Below are 20,019 nucleotides of genomic sequence, written 5' to 3' on the forward strand. Positions count from 1 at the left end.
ACGAGGGGGATCGAACCCCTGACCTCTTGACTGCCAGTCAAGCGCTCTCCCAGCTGAGCTACGCCCCCGTGGTGCGAGAGATACTATACGGGACGCGCGCGGCGAATGCAAGCGGAAATTTCAACTTTTTCTTATGCGCTGGGAAACGCCGTCGGAAAACGTCAAGAAGCAGATGACAATCCCGCTTGTCCTCACCTACTGCCGACGCCTGCGGTCATGTAGTTTGGAACTATAGAATGCGCTCTTATCGCGGTACATGAGCCTGTCCGCCTCGTCGAATTGCTCGAGGATGCTGCACGGTTTGCTTCTCCAGGAGCAACCGACGGCGATCTCGATGTCATCGTCGTGCATGAGCTCCAGCGATTGCTCGACCTGACTCCTGAATTCGTCTTCGTCGGATTCGGAGTCGATGACCACGAACTCGTCACCTCCGATGCGGAAGGTCGACCCTGAGAACGCCTCAGAGATATGGCGCGCGGTTCGGCAGATTAGATCGTCGCCCGCCGCATGGCCCTTCTGATCGTTCATGGCTTTGAGGCCGTTGATGTCGAAGTACGCGATGCCGAGTTGCTCGACGTCGGCATAGCTTTCGTCATCGAGCTCCTGGCTAAACTTAGTGCGGTTGTAGAGATGCGTCAACCCGTCCTCGTAGCTCATACGCGCAAGAGACTTCTCGACCATGATGCGCTCGGTGATATCGAAGACGATCTTTTGGATGATGTCGCCCCGCTCATCGGACGAGATAAACGTGTTGACGGAGTTTACGTATATGGAGTCGCCTCCCTGGCGCCTCACCTGGCAAACCGCGGACGCCTGGTCACCCGGGACACGGAGTCCCTCCATAAGGTCAGCGAGACGTTTTGCATCAGCCTCTACCATGAAGGGGCAATACCCCGCGCTCCAATCGATGTGCTGTACATCGTCAACAGAAATCCCCATGAGGTCGGCAGTGCCGCGATTGGAGAACAATAGCTCGTATGCTCCGTCGTGTTTGCGCGCGTATCGAATGATCGAACATGGGACCGTGTCATAGATGCTGTTGAGGACCATGGACTGGCTGTCGATCTCGCGCTGCTTCTCTTTGAGGCATTCTTGGAGGTAGTCGTAGGAATGCTTCGCCATGGCGGTCGGAAAGCCGACGTCGCCGGGGACCATCTCGACATACGGGTTCGAGAGGTGCAGGTGGTTGCATTTGAGCTCGCCGTCGATCTTGCGGAACACGGTCGTAATGCGCTGGTGAACGCGAAGGTAGATATTGGTCGATGGGTCGGTTGTCACCCAAAGTCGCCCTGAGCAGACGTAGATGCCATTAGCGACCTCGATGACGTCGTAATGCTCGTCGGTCAGGTTGCATTTAGGCACCTTCCCGGCGAATTGACGAAAGACGTTCAATACGTTCTCGAGGCCGGTGCAGTACTCCTCCTCCCCTGCTCCGACCCAGCTGAACGGATCGGCGAACGAGGCGGTCACGGCATCGACATCGTTCTCATCGTAATGCTTATGCAGCATGGCGCTCGTAAGGCGAGCCGCCGCTTCTTTGTCGCGCTGGATCTCAGATTCGCGGGATTCCATCGGGACCTTTCATTCACGTGTACACATACGTTTGTCGGTACCATCTACCATACCAAAGCGCACGCGCCTTTCGCAGCAAGTCGCTTGAGGGTGTCGAGAAATCCACGCGAAGATACGTTTTGTGACGGGGTCGTTGTTGCCCATGCCGACGCAGGGGAACGTCATGGGCAACAATGACGACCGGGCTAGACGACCATACGGCTGAGCGCGTCGATGACCTCATCGGTGAACTGGGTTGTGCCCACGGCGCCATCATATGAGCCGGTTAAGGCGCGGCGGACGTCCTGCGTGACCGAGGCCCCAGAGCTCAGCGTCACGCGCACGGCAGCACGGATACGCGCGGCAGCGGTGGTCTCGCCAAGGTGGTCGAGAAGCATGCACGCGGACAGAATCTCCGCCGTGGGGTTCGCCACGTCCTGCCCAGCGATATCGGGTGCGGAGCCGTGGGTCGCCTCGAAGATCGCGCATCCGTCGCCGATGTTGGCTCCCGGAGCCATGCCGAGGCCGCCGATCAGCCCTGCGGACAGGTCACTCACGATGTCGCCGTACAGATTAGGCAAGACGAGCACGTCGAAGTCTTCGGGATGCATGACGAGGCCCATGCACGCAGCATCCACGATCTTATCCTCGAAAGCGATGTCCGGGTACTCTGCGGCAACGTCGCGGGCGACGTGCAGATACAGGCCGTCGGTGCACTTCATGATATTCGCCTTGTGCACCGCTGTGACCTTCTTGCGGCCGTTCGCGCGAGCGTATTCGAACGCATAGCGCACGATTCGTTCCGAGGCTGCGCGGGAAATGGGTTTGATCGATATCGCCGTTTGGGGTCCGAGCTCCTTGCCGGTCTGCTTCTTCACGGTATCGGCGATGGCGCCCGCCCCCACGGAGTCGGCGTCGAACTCTATGCCCGCGTAGAGATCCTCGGAGTTCTCGCGGATGATGACGAGGTCCACGTTGTCGTAGCGCGATCCGTCTCCGGGCATGGAGGCGCAGGGGCGCACGCAGGCGTATAGGTTGAAAGCATGGCGAAGCGCGACGTTGACGCTGCGGAAGCCGCTTCCCACGGGCGTGGTGATCGGGCCTTTGAGGGCGACGCCGTAGGTGCGGATCGCGTCGATGACGTGGTCGGGCAGAGGGGCCCCGTATTGATCGATGACACCTGCACCGGCTTGGACTTCATGCCAGCTGATGTCAACACCGGCGGCGGCAACAACGCGCTGGGCGGCGCGCGTGATCTCTGGTCCGATACCGTCTCCTGGAATCAATACGACTTCGTGCGTCATGTCGACCTCCTCTGGCTCCAGTCTTTGTTGTTCATGCTGTTCTATGCGTGAGATAGCTATATGCATCTTATTTGAGCTGAACAAGGGGCTGCAAGCAACGTAACAGGTTGTTTGTTGTTTCTCTTGTGTTCGAGTGCGGAGTGCGGCCGTAATGTCTCATTGCGTTGAGGTGGTGGATCCGACGAAACGGTTGAATTCGGTATCTTGGGAGGTTGGATATGGACTAGGCGTTGGCACATCCACAAAACGTGGAGGCCTCTTCACATTTTCAAAATTGGGTCTTGCGCCGAATCTGATTTTGGGCCATTATATCTCTCGCACCACGGGGGCGTAGCTCAGCTGGGAGAGCGCTTGACTGGCAGTCAAGAGGTCAGGGGTTCGATTCCCCTCGTCTCCACCCTCGGATTTCTAAGAGCCTCTACTTCGGTAGGGGCTCTTTTCATTAGCGCCCTAGGGGGATCGAACCCCGTTCGGGTTGTTTGGGGACGGGTTCGTTTCAACCCATCAAAGAGATTGTGCTAAATCGCCACACGGGGTAGCAATGAGAAAGCGCCTTCAAATCGCATCTTTGGTTACAACAGCCCCCTACCCCGCCTCGTACGGGGTAACGCTGTTGCCCTTTACCAGAAACGCCTTCTTGGCATAGCGCATCATCGGCAGATCAACCAGGTTGTCGGTATAGTACTCGTCCGGGATGACGTCGTCGCCAAAGGCCTCTTTGAACGCCTTGACCTTGTTGTCGCCGAAGTTGAGGTGGATGAGCTCCAGCGTTTCGTAGTCAATCGTGGAGCATATGCAGCAGGAAATGCCGGTGCGCCTCATGAACTCATCCATCGTATAGTTGAACGAGGCCGTGATGATCACATCGTCAGGCCTGGGCGTGTACCAGGGCTTGATCTTGTGCATATGGCTGTCCCAAAACGCGTTCACGACGGTCGGGATGTCGTCAAACGATGTCAGGAACTGATGGATGTACTTGTTGATAGCCTTCTCGATATCCTCGCGGGAAGACTTCGACCGCTGGTAGCGAATCAGGTGATAGATCACAGGAAGGATGTAGCGGATGTTGCGGGGCGCAAACCTGAGCGAGAACAGGTAGAAATCAAGTGGGCTCTCGCCATCGTAGATGGTGTTGTCGAAATCGAGCACGCGCATGCGAAGCCTCGACCCCTCTCCTTGATATGCTGAGCCCCCGCCCCGTTATGATACGGCTCGGAGCGATGCGCGCCGCTGAGTGCGCATCGCTCCTGACACAGTGTTTACAATGCCCGCCGGTCCATCCTACCGATGGGCGCATCGCTTATCGACGCTCAGAGCGAACCGTCTCCGCGAGCTTGGCAACCACCTCGTCGATGGCGACGTCCTCGCGTTCGCCGGTGGCACGGCACTTCAGCTCGACGGTGCCGTTCTTGATGCCGCGCTTGCCCACGATGAGCTGATACGGGAAGCCCATGAGGTCGTTGTCGGCGAACTTGACGCCAGGTCGCTCAGCGCGGTCGTCGAACACGACCTCCACGCCTGCGGCGGCCAGCTCGTCGGCAAGGCGCGCGGCCTCGTCGAACGCCTCGCCCTTCTTGTCGAGCGCGATGACGCTGACCTCGAAGGGGGCGATGGAGGTCGGCCAGATGATGCCGTTCTCGTCGTTGTGCTGCTCGACGACGGCAGCGAGCGTGCGCGAGATGCCAACGCCGTAGCAGCCCATGAGGAACGGCTTCTCCTCGCCGTTCTCGTCGGCGAAGGTGGCCCCCATGGCCTCGGAGTACTTGGTGCCGAGCTGGAAGACCTGCGAGACCTCGATTCCGCGCGCACCGGCCAGCGGCTTGCCGCAATGGGGGCAGGGGTCGCCGGCGTGCACGGTGATGAGGTCCGCCCACTCGTCGACGGTGAAGTCGCGATCGGGGCAGGCGCCGGTGAAGTGGTAGTCGACCTCGTTGGCGCCGCAGGCCCACTTCTTGGACGTGCGGAGGTTCTCGTCGACCACCAGACGGATGCCCTCAGGCAGGTTGACCGGCCCGATGAAGCCCTTATGCAGGCCATGGGCCTCGAGCTCCTCGTCGGACATCATATGATAGGCGCCGAAGAGGTGCTCGGCCTTGCACTCGTTGAGCTCGTGATCGCCCGGGACGATGCACACGACGGGCGTCCCGTCCTCCGCGATGAGCGCGAGCGACTTGCGCGTGCCGTTCTCGGGGAAGCCGAAGAACGCGGCCACGGCCTCGATCGTGCCGAGGCCGGGCGTGTGGACCTTCTGGAGCGTACCGTCGCCGGGGCCCTCGGTGACCTCGACGGAGGTCGTTGCGGCCTCCTCGTCGGCGGCAAAGCCGCAGTCGTCGCAGTAGACGAGGGCTGCCTCGCCGGCGTCGGCAAGCGCCATGAACTCGACGGAGGTGTCGCCGCCGATCTGCCCGGAGTCTGCGACCACCGGCAGCGCTCGCAGGCCGCAGCGCTCGCAGATGTTCGCGTAGGCTTGCTTCATGTCGTCGTAGATCTCCTGCAGGGATTCCTGGGTGGCGGAGAACGAGTAGCCGTCCTTCATGATGAACTCGCGCCCGCGCATGAGGCCGAAGCGGGGCCTCATCTCATCGCGGAACTTGTCCTGGATCTGGTACAGGTTCACGGGAAGCTGCTTGTAGCTGCGCAGCTCGTTGGTGATGAGGTCGGTCACGGTCTCCTCGTGCGTGGGGCCGAGGGCGAACTCGCGGTCATGACGGTCGGTGACGCGCATGAGCTCGGGGCCGTAAGCGTTCCAACGGCCGGACTCGCGCCAGAGCTCGGCGTCGGTGAGGATCGGCATGAGGAGCTCCTGCGCGCCGGCCGCATCCATCTCGTCGCGCACGATGGCCTCGATCTTCTTGAGCGACCGCCATGCGAGCGGCAGATAGGAATAGAGGCCGGCTGCCTGCTTGCGGATCAAGCCGGCGCGCAGCAGCAGGCGATGGCTTGCGAGCTCGGCCTCGGCAGGATCCTCCTTGAGCGTGGGCGCATAGAGATTCGACATCTTCATGACGCGTTTGGTGGCAGACACGTTTAATCTCCTCACGATGGTCGTTATATACACACGGCATGCATCTTACCGCACGTGGCGGGCATGCGGCTATGCAATCGGGCACACTCCCCTTTTGCGCATATTACGGGCACTACAGTCGGTCGATCTCCGCCATGAGCTCGTCGACGATGCTCTCCTCGTCGATCTTGCGGATCACCTCGCCGTGGCGGAACAGCAAAGCGCTGCCCTTGCCGCAGGCGACGCCGACGTCCGCGTCGCCCGCCTCTCCCGGTCCGTTGACGACGCAGCCCATGACGGCGACGGAGATGGGCTTGGTCACGGTCTGCAGCCTGCGCTCCACCTCCTGGGCGATGGGAATCAGGTTCACCTGGGTGCGTCCGCAGGTGGGGCAGCTCACGAGCTCCGGTCCACGGCGACGGATGCCGAGGCATTCGAGGATTCCCCATGCCACCGGCGGCTCTTCGACGGGATCGGCTGTGAGGGATACGCGAAGGGTGTCGCCGATGCCCTCGGCAAGCAGGATGCCGAGCCCTACGGAGCTCTTGATGGTCCCTTGGCGAACCGTCCCCGCCTCGGTCACGCCGAGATGCAGCGGCACGTGGGGCAGCTCGCGTGAGAGGGCCCGATACGTCTCGATGGTCGTCGGAACGCTGTGCGCCTTGGCGGAGAGCACGATGTTCTCAAAACCGCGCTGCTCGAAATGCTCGACGAATCTCATGGAGGAGGCGACGAGCTTTTCCGGCTGGGTAAGGTCCTGGCGCTCGGCGATATCGCGCTCGAGCGAGCCGGCGTTCACGCCGATGCGGATGACGGTTCCAGCTTGACCCGCGGCGTCGATCACCGCGTCGACCTTTTCCCACGAACCGATGTTGCCGGGGTTGATGCGCAGCTTTGCGGCCCCGGCCTTGACGGCACCTATGGCCAGTCGGTAGTCGAAGTGGATATCGGCCACGATGGGCACGGGGCTTTCGGCGCAGACCTCGCGAAAGCTCTCGAGCGCATCTTCGCGCGGCACGGTCACGCGCACGATATCGCAGCCGGCGGCGGCAAGGGCGCGAACCTGATCGAGCGTTGCGGCGGCATCGGCGGTGTCGGTGCACGTCATGGATTGCACGACGACGGGAGCGCCCCCGCCGATCGGTACCGACCCGACCATGACCTGACGGGTGTTTTGGCGCGGTAGCTTGGTATCCATGGGTCTCCTTATCTCCTGCGTGCGGGCTAGGGCGAACGCGCGCCTCCCCTGTCGCTCATCACGAGAGCCTGCTAGAAGAAACGTGTGATGTCCTGTTGGAGCATGTAGACGAACAGGGCCATGAACAAGGCGACGCCCACATAGGACAGGATCGACCTGATGCGCAGCGGCACCTTGCGACGGGTGATGGCCTGCACGACCTCGATTACCAGTTTACCGCCATCGAGCGGGGGAATAGGCAGCAGGTTCATAAGGCCGACGGAAAGCGAGATCAGCGCGGCGAACGTCAGATAGATCGCCGGGCCGCTTGCGGCAGCCTGGGCGGACATGACCGAGATGCCCACGATTGACGTCGAGCCGCTGAGGACCTCCATGGTCTGCGTGGGCACGAGCAGGGAGATGACGCCGGAAACCGTCTGGTAGATGTAGTCCGCTGAGACGAAGAACGAGTCGACGGGATTGAGCGTGAAGTTCTCGTAGGGAACGTTGATGCCGATGAGGCCCTCTTCGTCGGGGGTGATCTCGACCGTGCGCTGGGAGCCGTCCCGCTCGACGTCCAAGGAGATGGTCGCGCCGGGATCGGTGTCTCCGGCGGCCTGAAGCGCGGTCACGAGCGCCGTCCACGAATCGGTCTGCTCTCCGTTGACCGAGATCACCACGTCGCCCGATTCGAGACCGGCCGCATCGGCGGGAGAGCCCTCCACGACCGATCCGATCCGGTTGACATCGACGGGAACGTCGAAGCCGATGATCGAGTACACGCTCATGAGCAGGAGAAACCCGAACACGACGTTGACGGCGATACCGGCTACGAGCATGAACGCGCGCTTGAGGAACCCGACGCCGGCATAGGTCCGCGACCGCTCGTGCTCAAAGAACGCGTCTTGTCCCATCGGGGGCTCCCACGCCTCGCCCTCCCCCGTCGCATGGGCGGCATCGAATGTCCGGCCGTCGTAGACGGTGTTCCCTGCGGCATCGCGCGGCAGGGCGGCGAAGGTGCCCGCCTCGTACTTATCGCGCTTGCGGTCGTCGTCGGCGAAGACGGGGGCAATGGACCCCCAACCCATGAGCTGGATGCAGGCCTCCTGAACGTCCTCCGCGTCGATTCCGAGCTCGAGGGCGAGCTCCTCCACGGTGACGGTTCCATGGCGGTGGATGGAGGCGAGCACGTCGGGGGTGCTCGGGATATCGAGGTCGTCCATGCCGCAAATGGCGGCGTATCCGCCAAGCAGGATGGGAGTGACGCCGATTTTGGTACCCGACCGCCTCAACGTGGTATGGAGGTTGAACCGGCAGGGCATGCCGAGAAAGAATTCGGTCACACGGATTCCGCAGGCGCGCGCAGCGAGGAAGTGACCGCCCTCATGGATGAAGATGAGGATGGAGATGGTGACCAGGCCCCAGAAGACCGTTGATACGACACTTATGAGCATATCCATATGAGACGCCTATCGACGCGTATGCCTTACGATCGCGCGGCACAAGCCTCCGCCGCACGGCGCCGTGCCCACCGATCGATGTCGGCAAGCTGCTCGAGCGATTGGACGGGCTGGACATCGTGGTCGTCCATGCAGGATTCCACGATGCGGTCGATATCGGTAAACGAGCACGTCCCGTCCAAAAACGCCGCAACGGCGACCTCGTTGGCCGCGTTGAGCACGCACGGCAGGGTGCCCCCCGTACGACCCGCGATCTCTGCGAGATGCAGGCACCGGAACGCACCCGTATCGGGCTCGCCGAAATCAAGGGAGCCGAGCGTGCGGAAATCGACGCGTGGCGCCGGCGTCGACCACCGATCGGGATAGGAGAACGCATACTGGATGGGGATGCGCATGTCCGAGGCGCCCAGGTGGGCGATAACCGATCCGTCTTCGTATTCCACCATGGAGTGGATCTTAGACTGGCGCTGGATGAGCACGCGGACAAAATCCATATCGACGCCGAATAGATGGCACGCTTCGATGCGCTCAAGGCCCTTGTTCATGAGGGTTGCCGAATCGATGGTGATCTTGGCCCCCATGTTCCAGGTGGGATGAGCGAGTGCGTCGGCGACGGTGACCTTCTCGAGCTGATCTCGGCTGTATCCGTAAAACGGGCCGCCGGAGCACGTCAACCAGATGGCATGGGCCTGATCCGCGCGCTCGCCGAGATAGCACTGGAAGATCGCGGAGTGCTCGGAGTCGACGGGTAGGAGCTGACCGGGTTGAGCCATCGGCATGAGCAGGTCGCCGCCGACGACCAGCGACTCCTTGTTGGCCAGGGCAAGCTGCTTTCCGGCCTGGAGAATGGCTGCGCTCGCCGCGAGGCCCGCGGCGCCGACGATCGAGACGAGCACGCAGTCGACGTCGTCGGATACGGCAAGGTCGACTGCGGCCTGCGCCCCGAAGGCGCATGCGCATCCGTCGGGAAGATCTTGCAGCGCAGGGTCGCCGTCGCGGCGCTCATCGGTCACAGCGACGCGTTTGACGTTGAATTCCCGTGCTGCGGCGACGAGTTCGGTCACCCGGCTATGGGCGGTGAGGGCGACGATCTGGAGCTTGTCGGCATGCTGGCGGCACACATCGAGCGCCTGCGTGCCTATGGATCCGGTGCAACCGAGGATTGCGATGCGCTTGCGGCCGTCTTCACCGCACGTTGCTGTAAAGCTCATAGGACGCCTCCGATGTGAAGCAGCAGGTACGCGGTGATGCATCCGAAGATCAGCGAGTCCGATCGGTCGAGCATGCCGCCGTGCCCGGGAATGAGGTTGCCGGAATCCTTGACGCCGACGCCCCGCTTGATACGGGATTCGATGAGATCGCCGAATACGCCGAGGACGGAAACGATGAGGGCGGTGACGATGGCGAACCACAGCTCGAGGTCGTACAAGCCGGTCGCCCATAGGATGAGCCAGATGATGACGGAACCGAACAGGCCGCCGACAAAGCCCTCCCAGCTCTTGTTGGGAGAGATCTTGGGAACCATCTTGTGCTTCCCGATACGGCTGCCCACGAGATAGGCGCATGAGTCGCTCACCCACAGCGAAGCGCAGACGCCGATCGAGAGCAAGGCGCCCTCGAAGCCCGGGAGCGCGTCGCGGGTGAGAACGATGGCGGACATCATGAACCCGGTATAGATGGGCCCGAACGCCGTCACGGCCACATCGGCGATGCGCGTGCGGGGCGAGTAGACGTACCAAAGGCCCATCGAGAGCACGAGGATGAAGATGAGGGCGGTGAGCCACAGCGGGTCGACGAGCGCGGACAGCGGGAACAGGAACGCGGCAGCAAGGCCTAAAAGCTCGTTGGGAACCTTACCGTCGAGCCGCATCATGCGGTAGAACTCGAAGCAGCACAGCCAGCTCATCGCGGCGACGAAGATGGCCGTCGGCATCGTGCCGAGCAGAAGGCAACCTATGAACAGGGCGGCATAGATGAGGCCGAAGCCCGTGCGGACCAGAAGGCCGTGCAGCCTGCCGCCCTTGGTCGTTTGAGAGACGGAGCCGCCCTTTGCGGACGGCTCGCGGTCGGTGTTGTCGTGGATCTGATCCAACGGTACTCCTCATGGGTCAGGACGCATCAGTTCGTCTTGGAGAGGCCTCCGAAACGCCTATCGCGTCCTTGGTACGCCAGGATCGCGCGAACGAGCTCCCAGCGGTCGAAATCGGGCCAATACGTATCGGTGATGTAGAACTCCGAGTAGGCGATCTGCCAAAGCAGGTAGTTGGAGACGCGCATCTCGCCAGACGTCCGGACCACCAGCTCGGGGTCGGGAAGGCCCGCGGTGTAGAGCTGGTTCGCCACGCAGGACTCATCGATGGCGTCGACGTCGAGATCGCCTTTTTGAACGAGCCGGGCGATGGAGCGCGCGGCGCGGGCGATCTCCGCCCGGCCACCGTAGTTCACCGCGAGCGCCAGCGTCATGCCGGTGTGGTCGCGGCATGCCTCAAGGCCGTACTCGAAGACCTTACGCGTCCGCTCGGGCAGCGCGGAGATGTCGCCCAGGAACATTACGCGGACGTTCTCGCGCTTGAGGAGCGGAAGCTCATCGATAAAGGTTTTGGCGAACAGGTGCATGAGCACGTTCACCTCGTGCTGGGGGCGGTTCCAGTTCTCGGTCGAGAACGCGTAGGCGCTCAGCACGTCGACACCCAGGCGCACGGCGGCGGTGATGACTTCGCGCAGGGAGACGATGCCCGCCTTGTGCCCCTCGGTGCGAGCGAGGCCGCGCGCGGTCGCCCAGCGGCCGTTGCCGTCCATGATGCAGGAGATATGGCGCGGGATGCGCGCCATATCCAGCTGGGCTATATCGAGATCCGCCGGAGCGTCGCTGAAGTACTCAGCGAACTTGGCTTCATCGTAGTGCACTTAGATCTCCATGACCTCTGCTTCTTTGGCCTTCAGCATCTCGTCGATCTTCTTGACGTAGTCATCGGTGTGCTTCTGGACCTTGGCCTGCTCGCGACGCACATCGTCTTCGGTGAGGTCCTCGTCGCGCTCAAGCTTGTTGTTGGCGTCGCGACGGATGTTGCGGATGGCGACCTTGGCCTGCTCGGCGAGCTCGCGGCACTCCTTGACCAGCTCGCGACGGCGCTCCTCGGTGGGAGCGGGGAACGGCAGGCGGACGATCATGCCGTCAGAGGAGGGCGTGATGCCCAGATCGGAGGCGGAGATGGCCTTGACGATGGCGTTGACGAGCGCCTTGTCCCAGGGCTCGACGACAAGCATGTGGGCCTCGGGCGTCTTGACGGCGGCGACCTGCGTGATCGGCGTAGCGACACCGTAATAGTCGACCGTGATGTCGGACAGGATGTTGGCGTTGGCGCGACCCGTGCGCACCTTGGCGAAGTTGTGCTTCAGGTTCTCGAGGGTCTTGTCCATGTTGTCGGTGATATCGGCCATGATTAATCCTCCTGAACGACGACGGTTCCAACAGGCTCGCCCTTGAGGGCGTTTTTGATATTATCCTCGCCCTCGATGTTGAGAACGATGATCGGCATGCGGTTGTCCTGGCACAGGGCGGCTGCGGTGGAGTCCATGACTTGCAGGCCGCGAACGAGCACCTCGTGGTAGGTAATCCGATCGAAGCGGACGGCGTCGGGGTTGGAGACGGGGTCCTTGTCGTAGACGCCGTCGACCTTGGTCGCCTTGAGCAGGCACTCGGCGCCGATCTCGCATGCACGCAGGGCGGCGGCGGTGTCGGTCGTGAAGTACGGGTTGCCCGAACCGGCGGCGAAGATGACGATGTCGCCCTTCTGGAGATGATTGATGGCGCGGCGGCGGATGTAGGGCTCGCACACCTCGTTCATCTGGATTGCGCTCATGACGCGGCACGGCGCGTCGAGGCGCTCGAACGCATCCTGCAGCGCAAGGGCGTTCATCACGGTCGCGAGCATGCCCATGTAGTCGGCCTGGGCGCGATCCATGCCGTTGGCGGAACCGGCGAGACCGCGGAAGATGTTGCCGCCGCCGACCACGATGCCGACCTGAACGCCGTCGTCGTGGAGCTGCTTGACCTGACGGGCAAGACGCTCGGTGACTTCGGGGTCGATGCCGTAGCGGCCCTCCCCCATCAGCGCTTCGCCGGAGAGCTTCAGCAGCACGCGTTTGTAGAGGTACTCAGACAAGATGTCCTCCTTCAATCGTCAGACTGCACCCATTCTAGCGAATAATGGGTGCCGCGCCCACAAAAAAGCAGGCCACAGGTCGAAACCCATAGCCTGCTTGGTCATCATGAAACGATGAACTAGTTAGCGGCTTCGCCGGAAACCAGACGGTCGAACGCGACGACGCGGACGTTGTCGCCGACCTCCTTGGAGACCTTCTCGGCGTACTGCTTGATGGACATGCTGGAATCCTTGATGAACTCCTGCTCGTTCAGGACGAAGCCCTTGAAGAACTTCTCGAGACGGCCCATGGCCATCTTCTCCTGAATGGCCTCGGGCTTGCCGGACTCGGCAGCCTGAGCCTTGTAGATGGAGACCTCGTGCTCGACGACCTCGGCGGGCACGTCCTCGCGAACGGCGCTGATCGGGGCCGTGGCGGCAACCTGCATGGCCACATCGTGGGCGAAGGACTTGAAGGCCTCGGTGGAAGCGGTCTCGGGCTTGTCGAAGGCGAACTCAACGAGAGCGCCGATCTTGCCGCCCATGTGGATGTAGCTGGCGACAGCGCCGTTGGCCGGCTTGCGGATGGCGAAGCGGGTGATCTTCATGTTCTCGCCGATGATGTGGATCATCTCGGTGAGGGCGTCCTGGACGGACTCACCGTTCATGTCGCACGCGAGCAGGGCGTCGACGTCGGCAGGCTCGGTGGTGCAGGCGACCTGGGCGACATTGGCGACGAAGCCGGTGAACTTGGGGTTGGAGGCGACGAAGTCGGTCTCGCAGGCGACCTCGGCGAGCGCACCCTCGGTGGCGTCGTCGGAGATGTATGCGGCGACAGCGCCCTCGTTGGTGTCGCGACCGGCCTTCTTGGCGGCAGCGGCAAGGCCATTCTTGCGCAGGATGTCAACGGCGGCATCCATATCGCCATCGGCCTCAACGAGAGCCTTCTTGCACTCCATCATCGGGGAGTCGGTCATCTCGCGGAGCTGCTTGACCATAGCGGCGGTGATCTGAGCCATGTCTGTTCCTTTCGAACTCAATGATGAACGAACGTTAGGCTATAGGGTTACTTACTCGGCAGCGGCCTCGGTCGCGGGCTCGGCAGCCTCAGCGGTGGCCTCGGGCTCGGCGGTGCCGGCCATCTCGGCCTCGGAGATCTGCTCCTTGCCGGTGCCAGCGAGGCAGGCGTCGGCGAAGAGCTCGCACATGAGGGAGACGGCGGAGATGGCGTCATCGTTGCAGGGGATGCCGTAATCGACCTCGTCCGGATCGGAGTTGGTGTCGATCAGGGCGACGACGGGGATGTGCAGGCGCTTGGCCTCCTTGATGGCGTTCTCCTCGCGCTTGGTGTCGATGACGAACAGAGCGGCGGGCAGGGACTTCATGTCACGGGCGCCACCCAGGTTGGTTTGGAGCTTGGTGAGCTCCTTACCGAGAACGGCCTGCTCCTTCTTGACGCGCAGGGCCATGGAACCGTCGGCGACCATGGCCTCGAGCTCCTCCATGCGGTTCATGCGGGAGCGGATGGTCACGAAGTTGGTGAGCATGCCGCCCAGCCAGCGCTGGTTGATGTAGGGCATGCCGGCGCGCTCGGCGGCGGACTTCACGGCCTCCTGGGCCTGCTTCTTGGTGCCGACGAACAGGACCTTGCCGCCGTGGGCGCAGGTGTTCTTCAGGAAGGTGTAGGCGCGGTCGGCCTCGACGATGGTCTGCTTGAGGTCGAGGATGTAGATGCCGTTGCGCTCGCCGAAGATGTAGGGGCGCATCTTGGGATTCCAGCGACGGGTCTGGTGACCGAAGTGGCAGCCGGCCTCGAGAAGGGTGCGGATATTGATCTTGGTAGCCATGGATAACCTCCTGTGGTTCGCCTCCGCGCAGGCATCCGACCTCGCTGGCCACCTGGGAAAATGCTACCGTGCCCCCAGGCACCACGGCTCAGCGAGTAGCCGCGCGTGTGTGATAGATACGTTGCCCAGTTGAGCAACCCGCAGAATAATAGCAGGGAACGGCTGCGGTGTGGAGGGGAAATTCTCCCCTGCCCCATTTTCCCACGCGACATGCACAACGGACGGTTTGACGGAGCGGGCGGCCTGCGGTCGTCTCCTTCATTTGAGTCAGCTTCGGGGGTGAGCCTGCTTGAGGGCGCCCTTGAGCCGTTCAGGGGTGAGGTGCGTGTACAGCTGCGTGGTCGACAGGCTCGCATGTCCGAGCAGCTCTTGGACGCTGCGTAGGTCCGCGCCGCCTTCCAGCAGGTCGGTCGCATAGGTGTGGCGCATGGCGTGCGGCGTGATGTCGGCGGGAAGGCCCGCGCGGCGCACGAGCGTCTCGAAGCGGTACCGCAGCGAGTCCGCGCTCATGGCCCGTCCGCGCGATGAGACGAACAGTGCGCGCTCCGTCTGCGGATCACCCGTCTTTGAGCGCTCGAGCAGTCGGGGGCGCGCATCGAGAAGGTAGCGGTCAAGCGCCTCCCATGCGCGGCGGTACAGCGGGACGATGCGCTCTTTCGAGCCCTTGCCGAACAGCCTGACCGTGGCGTCGCCTCTATTCAAGCTGTCGAGCGTGAGGCCCGCGAGCTCGGAGATGCGCGCGCCCGAGGCGTAGAGCACCTCGAGCATCGCCCTGTCGCGGATGCCTTCGGGCTTGGAGCCGTCGGGGATCGCGAGCAGCTCGTCTATCTGCTCGGAGGTCAGCGCATGCGGAAGGTTCTTGGGGATCTTCGGGGACGAGATGGCGGCTGCGGGGTCGGATTCGATCACGTCCTCGGCCGCGAGCCATGCGTAGAGGGAGCGGATGGAAGACAGGTGCGCGGCAATCGTCTTGGGGGCGTAGCGCGCCTCCCTCAGCTGCGCAAGGTAGCGTCTCAGGTCGCGAACGGAGACGCGCAGGCCGTCGAGGCGCGACCGCTCGACCCATGCCGCATACGCGTCGAGATGGGATGCGTACGCGCGCACGGTTTGCGGGGACATGCCCTCCACGCGCTCGATATGCGCGCAGAAGGCTTCGACGGCGCCGCGGATGTCCTGAATCCGCTCCATCTAGCGGACGGGCCCTCGGCCGAACAGATCGGGCCTGCTTGCGCAATAGGCGGAAAGGTCGTTTGCGGCCCGCTCGGCATAGGCGGCGTAGCGTTCTCGCTTGGACCTGCGGCGACCGTCCTCAAGCGGCGGTACAAGGCCGAAGTTGACGTGCATGGGCTGATAGCCCGACGTGGCCGGGTCCGTCGCATAGGCCACGAGCGCGCCGAACGCGCCGGTGACGGGAAGCGAGACCCCGTCGATCCCCTCGAGATCCGCATAGGTGTTGAGCGCGGCGAGCAGGCCCGATGCGATCGCCTCGGTGTAGCCTTCGGTTCCCGTGATCTGGCCCGCCAGACGCACGGAGGTGCCGGGGATGCGGAACGTCCGGTCGAGCACGTGGGGCGCATCCACGAAGGTGTTGCGGTGCATGACGCCGAAGCGGAAGAACTCCGCGCGCTCGAGTCCGGGGATCATGCGGAACACGCGCTTCTGCTCGCCGAACGTGAGGTTCGTCTGAAAGCCCACGAGGTTGTAGGCGGTGCCCCGCGCGTTCTCCGCGCGCAGCTGGACGGCCGCCCAAGGACGCCTTCCCGTGCGCGGATCGGTGAGGCCGACGGGCTTCATGGCTCCGAACCGGATGGCGTCCTTGCCCGTGCGCGCGACCTCCTCGGCGGGCTGGCACGCCTGGAACAGGTCCCCTCCCTCGAAATCCTTGAGCACGACGCGCTCGGCGTTGACGAGGGCGTCGATGAAGGCCTCGTATTCCTCTTTGTTCATGGGCGCGTTCAGGTAGTCGCCCACCTGGGCGTCATCGTAGCGGGACTGCCTGAACAGGATGTCCATGTCGAGGGTCGATGCGTCCACGATGGGCGCCGCCGCATCGAAAAACGAGAGGGAGTCCCCACCCACAAGGTCGATCACCTTGGAAGAGAGCGCCGGCGAGCAGAGCGGGCCGGCAGCGATGACCACCGCGCCCTCGGGAATGTCCGTGACCTCCTCGTGCACGACGGTGATCAGGGGGCGCGCGGCGACTTCCTGCTCGACCAGCCGGGAGAACTCGGTCCGGTCGACGGCGAGGGCGCCTCCTGCGGGAACGGCCGCGCGCTCGGCGCACGAGAGGAGAACGGAACCCATACGGCGCAGCTCGTCTTTGAGCAGGCCCGCAGCGGAGTCGAATCGGGTCGATTTGAACGAGTTGGAGCACACGAGCTCGGCGAGATGACCCGTATGGTGTGCGGGAGAGGAAACCTGCGGGCGCATTTCGTACAGGCGCACCGCTATGCCCCGATTGGCAAGCTGGCAGGCGCACTCGCTGCCCGCGAGACCGCCGCCCACTACCGTGACCATCTTGTTCTCCATTGCGCTCCCATCGATCGTTCATGATGGCGCCCGCTTGCGCGGGCGCGGGTTCTACCTATTGTGCATGATGGCACCTCGAGCGTGAAGTGCGCGTTTTGTGGGCGCGAATCTCCCATCGATGATGCGCTCGATCCTTCCTGTCATCTGAAGCCCGCTCAAGACGTTCAGGCAGCTGACGGCATCGATGCCGAGCATCGTCGCGATCTCGTCGATCCGCATGGGGTTTGACACCAAGGCATCCAGTATTCGACGCTCCGTCTCCGACATCCCTGGCTCTTCCGCGTGGTCGATACGCGAGAACCTCAGGGTTTCGAAGATCCGCGAGACGGCGACCTCGAGAGACTCCTCATCGACGATGATGGTCGCCCCGACGGAAATGAGGTAGTTGGATCCGCGCGATTCGGGCGACAGGATCGAACCGGGCACGGAAAGGATCTCTCTGCCGAGCTTGTTGGCCGCATCGGCTGTCGAGAAGGTGCCCGACGGCATGCCGGCCTCGGCGACGAAGACGGCGCGCGCTAGTGCGGCGATGATGGCGTTCCGCTTGGGGAACGCGTAGGGGCGCGGCTGCGTCCCCCATCGCTCGATCGAGACGACGGCGCCCCCGGTCTCGAGGGTCCGCTCGATCAGGCGGGCAGACGATGGCGGATAGGTGACGTCCGCCCCTGTTCCGAGGACGATGACGTGACGTCCTCTTTCAGCGAGGGCGGCCTTTCCCGCCGCCTGGTCGCATCCCCGCGCGCCGCCCGAGACGACCGTGATGCCGGATTGCGCCGCCACGGTTGCCGCCATCTCGGCGACGGCGATGCCGTAGGGCGTCGGCTTGCGTGACCCGATGACCGCGAGGCCCGGGCCCTCGAGGACGTCGAGGTTTCCCCGGACATAGAGCGTCTCGGGAGGCTGCGACAGGTCGAGCAGGCTTTTCGGATAGCGCGTATCCGATGGATGGAGCTCATAGCGCGTGTCAGCCAACTTCGTCACCGGTCCTTCCTCTGAACATCGATGCCTCGAGGACATGCGTCTGCCTGACGTCCTCGGACTCCTCGATGTCAGCGATCGTTCGGGCGATCTTGCTCAGGCGCACGATGCCTCGTCCCGTGAGATGGGCGGCACGCGCGATCTGGATGAGCGTCGTCTCTCCTCCGCCGTCCAGGCGGTAGGCGGCGACCGCGCCGTCAAGCGGCCGTTTGCTCCGTCCGAGGTCCTCCGGTTTCCCCTCACGGCCTTCGCGCCAGGTCCTGAACGCTCGTCCGCGCTCGACGATTTCGCGAAGGTCGGCAGACGACATGCCCTCTGCTCCCTTCACGACCAGTTCCGGATCCGGACGCATGACGTCGATGCATAGGTCGATACGGTCCGCCAGGGGGCCCGAGAGCTTCGAGCGGTATCGCTCGATGGCATGCGGCGTGCAGGCGCAGTCGATCTCACGGTCACCGAGGTATCCGCACGGGCACGGGTTGCTGGCCGCCAGCAGCTGGAACCGCGACGGGAAGGAGTATGCTCCCTCCGCGCGCACCAGCCGCACGACGCCCGCCTCTATCGGCTGGCGCAAGGTCTGCAGGACGCCCGTCGAGAACTCTGCGAGCTCGTCCAGGAACAGGACGCCTCCGTGGGCGAGGCTGATCTCCCCGGGGTGCACGGGTCTGCCGCCCCCGATGAGGCCCGCCGCAGAGATGCTGTGATGAGGGCTCCTGAACGGGCGGACTCCCCTCAGGAGGCCATCGACCGCCTCCCCCATGACGGAGTGGATGCAGAGCGCCTCCTGCTTCTCCCGCTCCTCGATGGGCGGAAGGATGCTTGTCATCCGTCGCGCGAGCATGGTCTTTCCTGCTCCCGGGCTGCCGACCATGAGCAGGCCGAGCTCGCCTGCGGCCGCTATCGCCATGCCGCGTTTCGCGACTTCCTGTCCCACGACATCGGAAAAATCGGGCTGCGCTCCGGGATGCTCGCTGCCTGGCATGCCATGCGGATACCTCTGGACGGCTTCGCGAACGCCGATCCGCAGCGAGCCGATGTGCGAAAGCGTGAAGTGGTCCACGGAATCGAGCGGAACGTGCTGCTCGTTGATCGCGGTCACGAGCGCCAAGCCGGACGCGCGGGCGAGCAGCTGATAGGCGACCTCCCCGCGCACCGAGCATACCGAGCCGTCAAGCGCGAGCTCTCCAACGAGCAGCGTGTCGTCCAGCCCGACTTCGGGAATCTGATGGGACGCCGCGAGAATCGCCACGGCGATGGGAAGATCGAAGCCGGACCCGCTCTTGCGCATATCTCCCGGCGCGAGATTCACCGTGATGCTTTTCCGGGGAATCTCGAAGCCCGCGGCTCGCAGCGCGCACCGTATGCGTCCGCGGGCCTCGAGAACGCCCGAGTCGGCCATGCCGACGAGCGAGATGCCCGGCATCCCTTCGGCCATGGAGACCTCGACGGTCACCGGGTACGCCTCGACGCCGCGTATGCAAGCCGCATGCACCGCGTAGACACCCGAGCCGCTCATCGCTGACAATCCCATTCAAATGCGGAGACCAGATGCTCGATCTCCGCGAGGAACCCGGGGCGAAGCGTGACCGCTATCACGTCGAAGCGCAGCGCGAAGACGGGGAAGTTTTCCATCTGGTAGCGTGCTGCGATGCGCTCGTAACGGCGCTGTTTGCGCTCGTCGACCGCGAGCTCGGGGTACAGGCAGTCGTCGTCGGTGTGGTTTCTCCTGGTTTTCACCTCGACGAGCACTACCTCCTCGCTATCCGGGTCGAACATGACGAGGTCCGCTTCGCCTTCCGGACAACGGTAGCCCTGGCACATCGCATCGTACCCCTGGGCCTCTAGATAGGAGCAGGCAAGGGCTTCTCCTAGATAGCCGAGCTCCTTCGCGGTGAACGTGTCGATCATCTCGGGATCTTCGGCGCACGCGTTGATGAACTCCTCGTGCGTCTTGAATCTGTTCTGGATCCGATGCTTTCGTTTGCCCATGGCTGCTCCTTTCTATCAAGAGGTGAAAGGAGTAT

General features: G+C 63.3%; 18 protein-coding genes and 1 tRNA gene. 1 reads left to right on the forward strand and 18 read right to left on the reverse strand.

Going from position 1 to position 20,019, the window contains the following annotated elements; genetic code table 11:
* Window positions 1-195: 195 nt before the first annotated feature.
* Together QVN30_RS06585 and QVN30_RS06590 are read right to left on the reverse strand one after the other, a co-directional pair.
* Entirely contained in the window at window positions 196-1,572 is a 1,377-nt protein-coding gene (locus QVN30_RS06585) for a diguanylate cyclase (RefSeq protein WP_289835841.1), read from the reverse strand.
* Between the two features lie 185 nt (window positions 1,573-1,757).
* Window positions 1,758-2,855: an isocitrate/isopropylmalate dehydrogenase family protein gene (locus QVN30_RS06590; RefSeq protein WP_289835842.1), complete on the reverse strand. Its 1,098-nt coding sequence runs from the start codon at window positions 2,853-2,855 to the stop codon at window positions 1,758-1,760.
* Window positions 2,856-3,179: 324 nt separating this feature from the next.
* Between QVN30_RS06590 and QVN30_RS06595 the strand changes: the two genes are divergently transcribed.
* Window positions 3,180-3,252: transfer RNA gene (locus QVN30_RS06595), tRNA-Ala, on the forward strand.
* Window positions 3,253-3,440: 188 nt separating this feature from the next.
* Here QVN30_RS06595 and QVN30_RS06600 read toward each other — a convergent pair.
* From QVN30_RS06600 to QVN30_RS06675, 16 genes are all read right to left on the reverse strand, one after another.
* On the reverse strand, window positions 3,441-4,010 hold the full coding sequence (locus tag QVN30_RS06600; RefSeq protein ID WP_066832099.1) for a haloacid dehalogenase-like hydrolase: 570 nt from the start codon (window positions 4,008-4,010) through the stop codon (window positions 3,441-3,443).
* 145 nt (window positions 4,011-4,155) lie between these two features.
* The gene (locus QVN30_RS06605) at window positions 4,156-5,859 is read right to left on the reverse strand and encodes a proline--tRNA ligase (RefSeq protein WP_289835941.1); all 1,704 of its coding nucleotides are present in this window, start codon (window positions 5,857-5,859) and stop codon (window positions 4,156-4,158) included.
* A gap of 133 nt (window positions 5,860-5,992) precedes the next feature.
* Window positions 5,993-7,057, reverse strand: a complete 1,065-nt coding sequence (gene ispG / locus QVN30_RS06610) for a flavodoxin-dependent (E)-4-hydroxy-3-methylbut-2-enyl-diphosphate synthase (protein WP_289835843.1) — start codon at window positions 7,055-7,057, stop codon at window positions 5,993-5,995.
* A 71-nt stretch (window positions 7,058-7,128) separates the two neighbouring features.
* Window positions 7,129-8,496 carry a M50 family metallopeptidase gene (locus QVN30_RS06615; RefSeq protein WP_289835844.1) on the reverse strand — a complete coding sequence of 456 codons (1,368 nt, stop codon included), beginning with the start codon at window positions 8,494-8,496 and terminating at the stop codon, window positions 7,129-7,131.
* Between the two features lie 26 nt (window positions 8,497-8,522).
* Complete coding sequence (dxr, locus tag QVN30_RS06620) at window positions 8,523-9,707, reverse strand: 1-deoxy-D-xylulose-5-phosphate reductoisomerase (RefSeq protein ID WP_289835845.1); 1,185 nt, start codon at window positions 9,705-9,707, stop codon at window positions 8,523-8,525.
* On the reverse strand, window positions 9,704-10,495 hold the full coding sequence (locus tag QVN30_RS06625) for a phosphatidate cytidylyltransferase (RefSeq protein WP_079989193.1): 792 nt from the start codon (window positions 10,493-10,495) through the stop codon (window positions 9,704-9,706). The genes dxr and QVN30_RS06625 overlap by 4 nt, the downstream gene beginning before the upstream one ends.
* Window positions 10,496-10,614: 119 nt before the next feature.
* Entirely contained in the window at window positions 10,615-11,403 is a 789-nt protein-coding gene (gene uppS / locus QVN30_RS06630; protein WP_289835846.1) for an undecaprenyl pyrophosphate synthase, read from the reverse strand.
* Complete coding sequence (gene frr, locus QVN30_RS06635) at window positions 11,404-11,937, reverse strand: ribosome recycling factor (protein WP_066832108.1); 534 nt, start codon at window positions 11,935-11,937, stop codon at window positions 11,404-11,406.
* Window positions 11,938-11,939: 2 nt separating this feature from the next.
* Window positions 11,940-12,662: a UMP kinase gene (gene pyrH / locus QVN30_RS06640; protein WP_087199114.1), complete on the reverse strand. Its 723-nt coding sequence runs from the start codon at window positions 12,660-12,662 to the stop codon at window positions 11,940-11,942.
* A 119-nt stretch (window positions 12,663-12,781) separates the two neighbouring features.
* Window positions 12,782-13,660: a translation elongation factor Ts gene (tsf, locus tag QVN30_RS06645; RefSeq protein ID WP_066832112.1), complete on the reverse strand. Its 879-nt coding sequence runs from the start codon at window positions 13,658-13,660 to the stop codon at window positions 12,782-12,784.
* A gap of 51 nt (window positions 13,661-13,711) precedes the next feature.
* On the reverse strand, window positions 13,712-14,488 hold the full coding sequence (gene rpsB, locus QVN30_RS06650; RefSeq protein WP_204564217.1) for a 30S ribosomal protein S2: 777 nt from the start codon (window positions 14,486-14,488) through the stop codon (window positions 13,712-13,714).
* A gap of 267 nt (window positions 14,489-14,755) precedes the next feature.
* Window positions 14,756-15,676, reverse strand: a complete 921-nt coding sequence (locus tag QVN30_RS06655; RefSeq protein WP_066832116.1) for a tyrosine recombinase XerC — start codon at window positions 15,674-15,676, stop codon at window positions 14,756-14,758.
* Complete coding sequence (trmFO, locus tag QVN30_RS06660; protein WP_289835847.1) at window positions 15,677-17,017, reverse strand: methylenetetrahydrofolate--tRNA-(uracil(54)-C(5))-methyltransferase (FADH(2)-oxidizing) TrmFO; 1,341 nt, start codon at window positions 17,015-17,017, stop codon at window positions 15,677-15,679. It abuts the gene before it with no gap.
* Between the two features lie 51 nt (window positions 17,018-17,068).
* Window positions 17,069-17,998, reverse strand: a complete 930-nt coding sequence (locus QVN30_RS06665; RefSeq protein WP_289835848.1) for a DNA-processing protein DprA — start codon at window positions 17,996-17,998, stop codon at window positions 17,069-17,071.
* Window positions 17,982-19,526, reverse strand: a complete 1,545-nt coding sequence (locus QVN30_RS06670) for a YifB family Mg chelatase-like AAA ATPase (protein WP_289835849.1) — start codon at window positions 19,524-19,526, stop codon at window positions 17,982-17,984. Before QVN30_RS06670 ends, QVN30_RS06665 begins: the two co-directional genes overlap by 17 nt.
* Window positions 19,508-19,984: a YraN family protein gene (locus tag QVN30_RS06675; protein WP_289835850.1), complete on the reverse strand. Its 477-nt coding sequence runs from the start codon at window positions 19,982-19,984 to the stop codon at window positions 19,508-19,510. The genes QVN30_RS06670 and QVN30_RS06675 overlap by 19 nt, the downstream gene beginning before the upstream one ends.
* Between the last annotated feature and the right edge of the window lie 35 nt (window positions 19,985-20,019).

Source organism: Collinsella ihumii, assembly GCF_030385545.1.
Taxonomy (GTDB): Bacteria; Actinomycetota; Coriobacteriia; order Coriobacteriales; family Coriobacteriaceae; genus Collinsella; species Collinsella ihumii.

Coding starts and splice junctions, on each gene's coding strand:
- QVN30_RS06585 (WP_289835841.1), bottom strand. CDS start 1,572: ATGGAATCCCGCGAATCTGAGATCCAGCGCGACAAAGAAGCGGCGGCT.
- QVN30_RS06670 (WP_289835849.1), bottom strand. CDS start 19,526: ATGGGATTGTCAGCGATGAGCGGCTCGGGTGTCTACGCGGTGCATGCG.
- ispG (WP_289835843.1), bottom strand. CDS start 7,057: ATGGATACCAAGCTACCGCGCCAAAACACCCGTCAGGTCATGGTCGGG.
- trmFO (WP_289835847.1), bottom strand. CDS start 17,017: ATGGAGAACAAGATGGTCACGGTAGTGGGCGGCGGTCTCGCGGGCAGC.
- dxr (WP_289835845.1), bottom strand. CDS start 9,707: ATGAGCTTTACAGCAACGTGCGGTGAAGACGGCCGCAAGCGCATCGCA.
- tsf (WP_066832112.1), bottom strand. CDS start 13,660: ATGGCTCAGATCACCGCCGCTATGGTCAAGCAGCTCCGCGAGATGACC.
- QVN30_RS06615 (WP_289835844.1), bottom strand. CDS start 8,496: ATGGATATGCTCATAAGTGTCGTATCAACGGTCTTCTGGGGCCTGGTC.
- QVN30_RS06655 (WP_066832116.1), bottom strand. CDS start 15,676: ATGGAGCGGATTCAGGACATCCGCGGCGCCGTCGAAGCCTTCTGCGCG.
- QVN30_RS06590 (WP_289835842.1), bottom strand. CDS start 2,855: ATGACGCACGAAGTCGTATTGATTCCAGGAGACGGTATCGGACCAGAG.
- QVN30_RS06675 (WP_289835850.1), bottom strand. CDS start 19,984: ATGGGCAAACGAAAGCATCGGATCCAGAACAGATTCAAGACGCACGAG.
- rpsB (WP_204564217.1), bottom strand. CDS start 14,488: ATGGCTACCAAGATCAATATCCGCACCCTTCTCGAGGCCGGCTGCCAC.
- QVN30_RS06600 (WP_066832099.1), bottom strand. CDS start 4,010: ATGCGCGTGCTCGATTTCGACAACACCATCTACGATGGCGAGAGCCCA.
- QVN30_RS06605 (WP_289835941.1), bottom strand. CDS start 5,859: ATGAAGATGTCGAATCTCTATGCGCCCACGCTCAAGGAGGATCCTGCC.
- frr (WP_066832108.1), bottom strand. CDS start 11,937: ATGGCCGATATCACCGACAACATGGACAAGACCCTCGAGAACCTGAAG.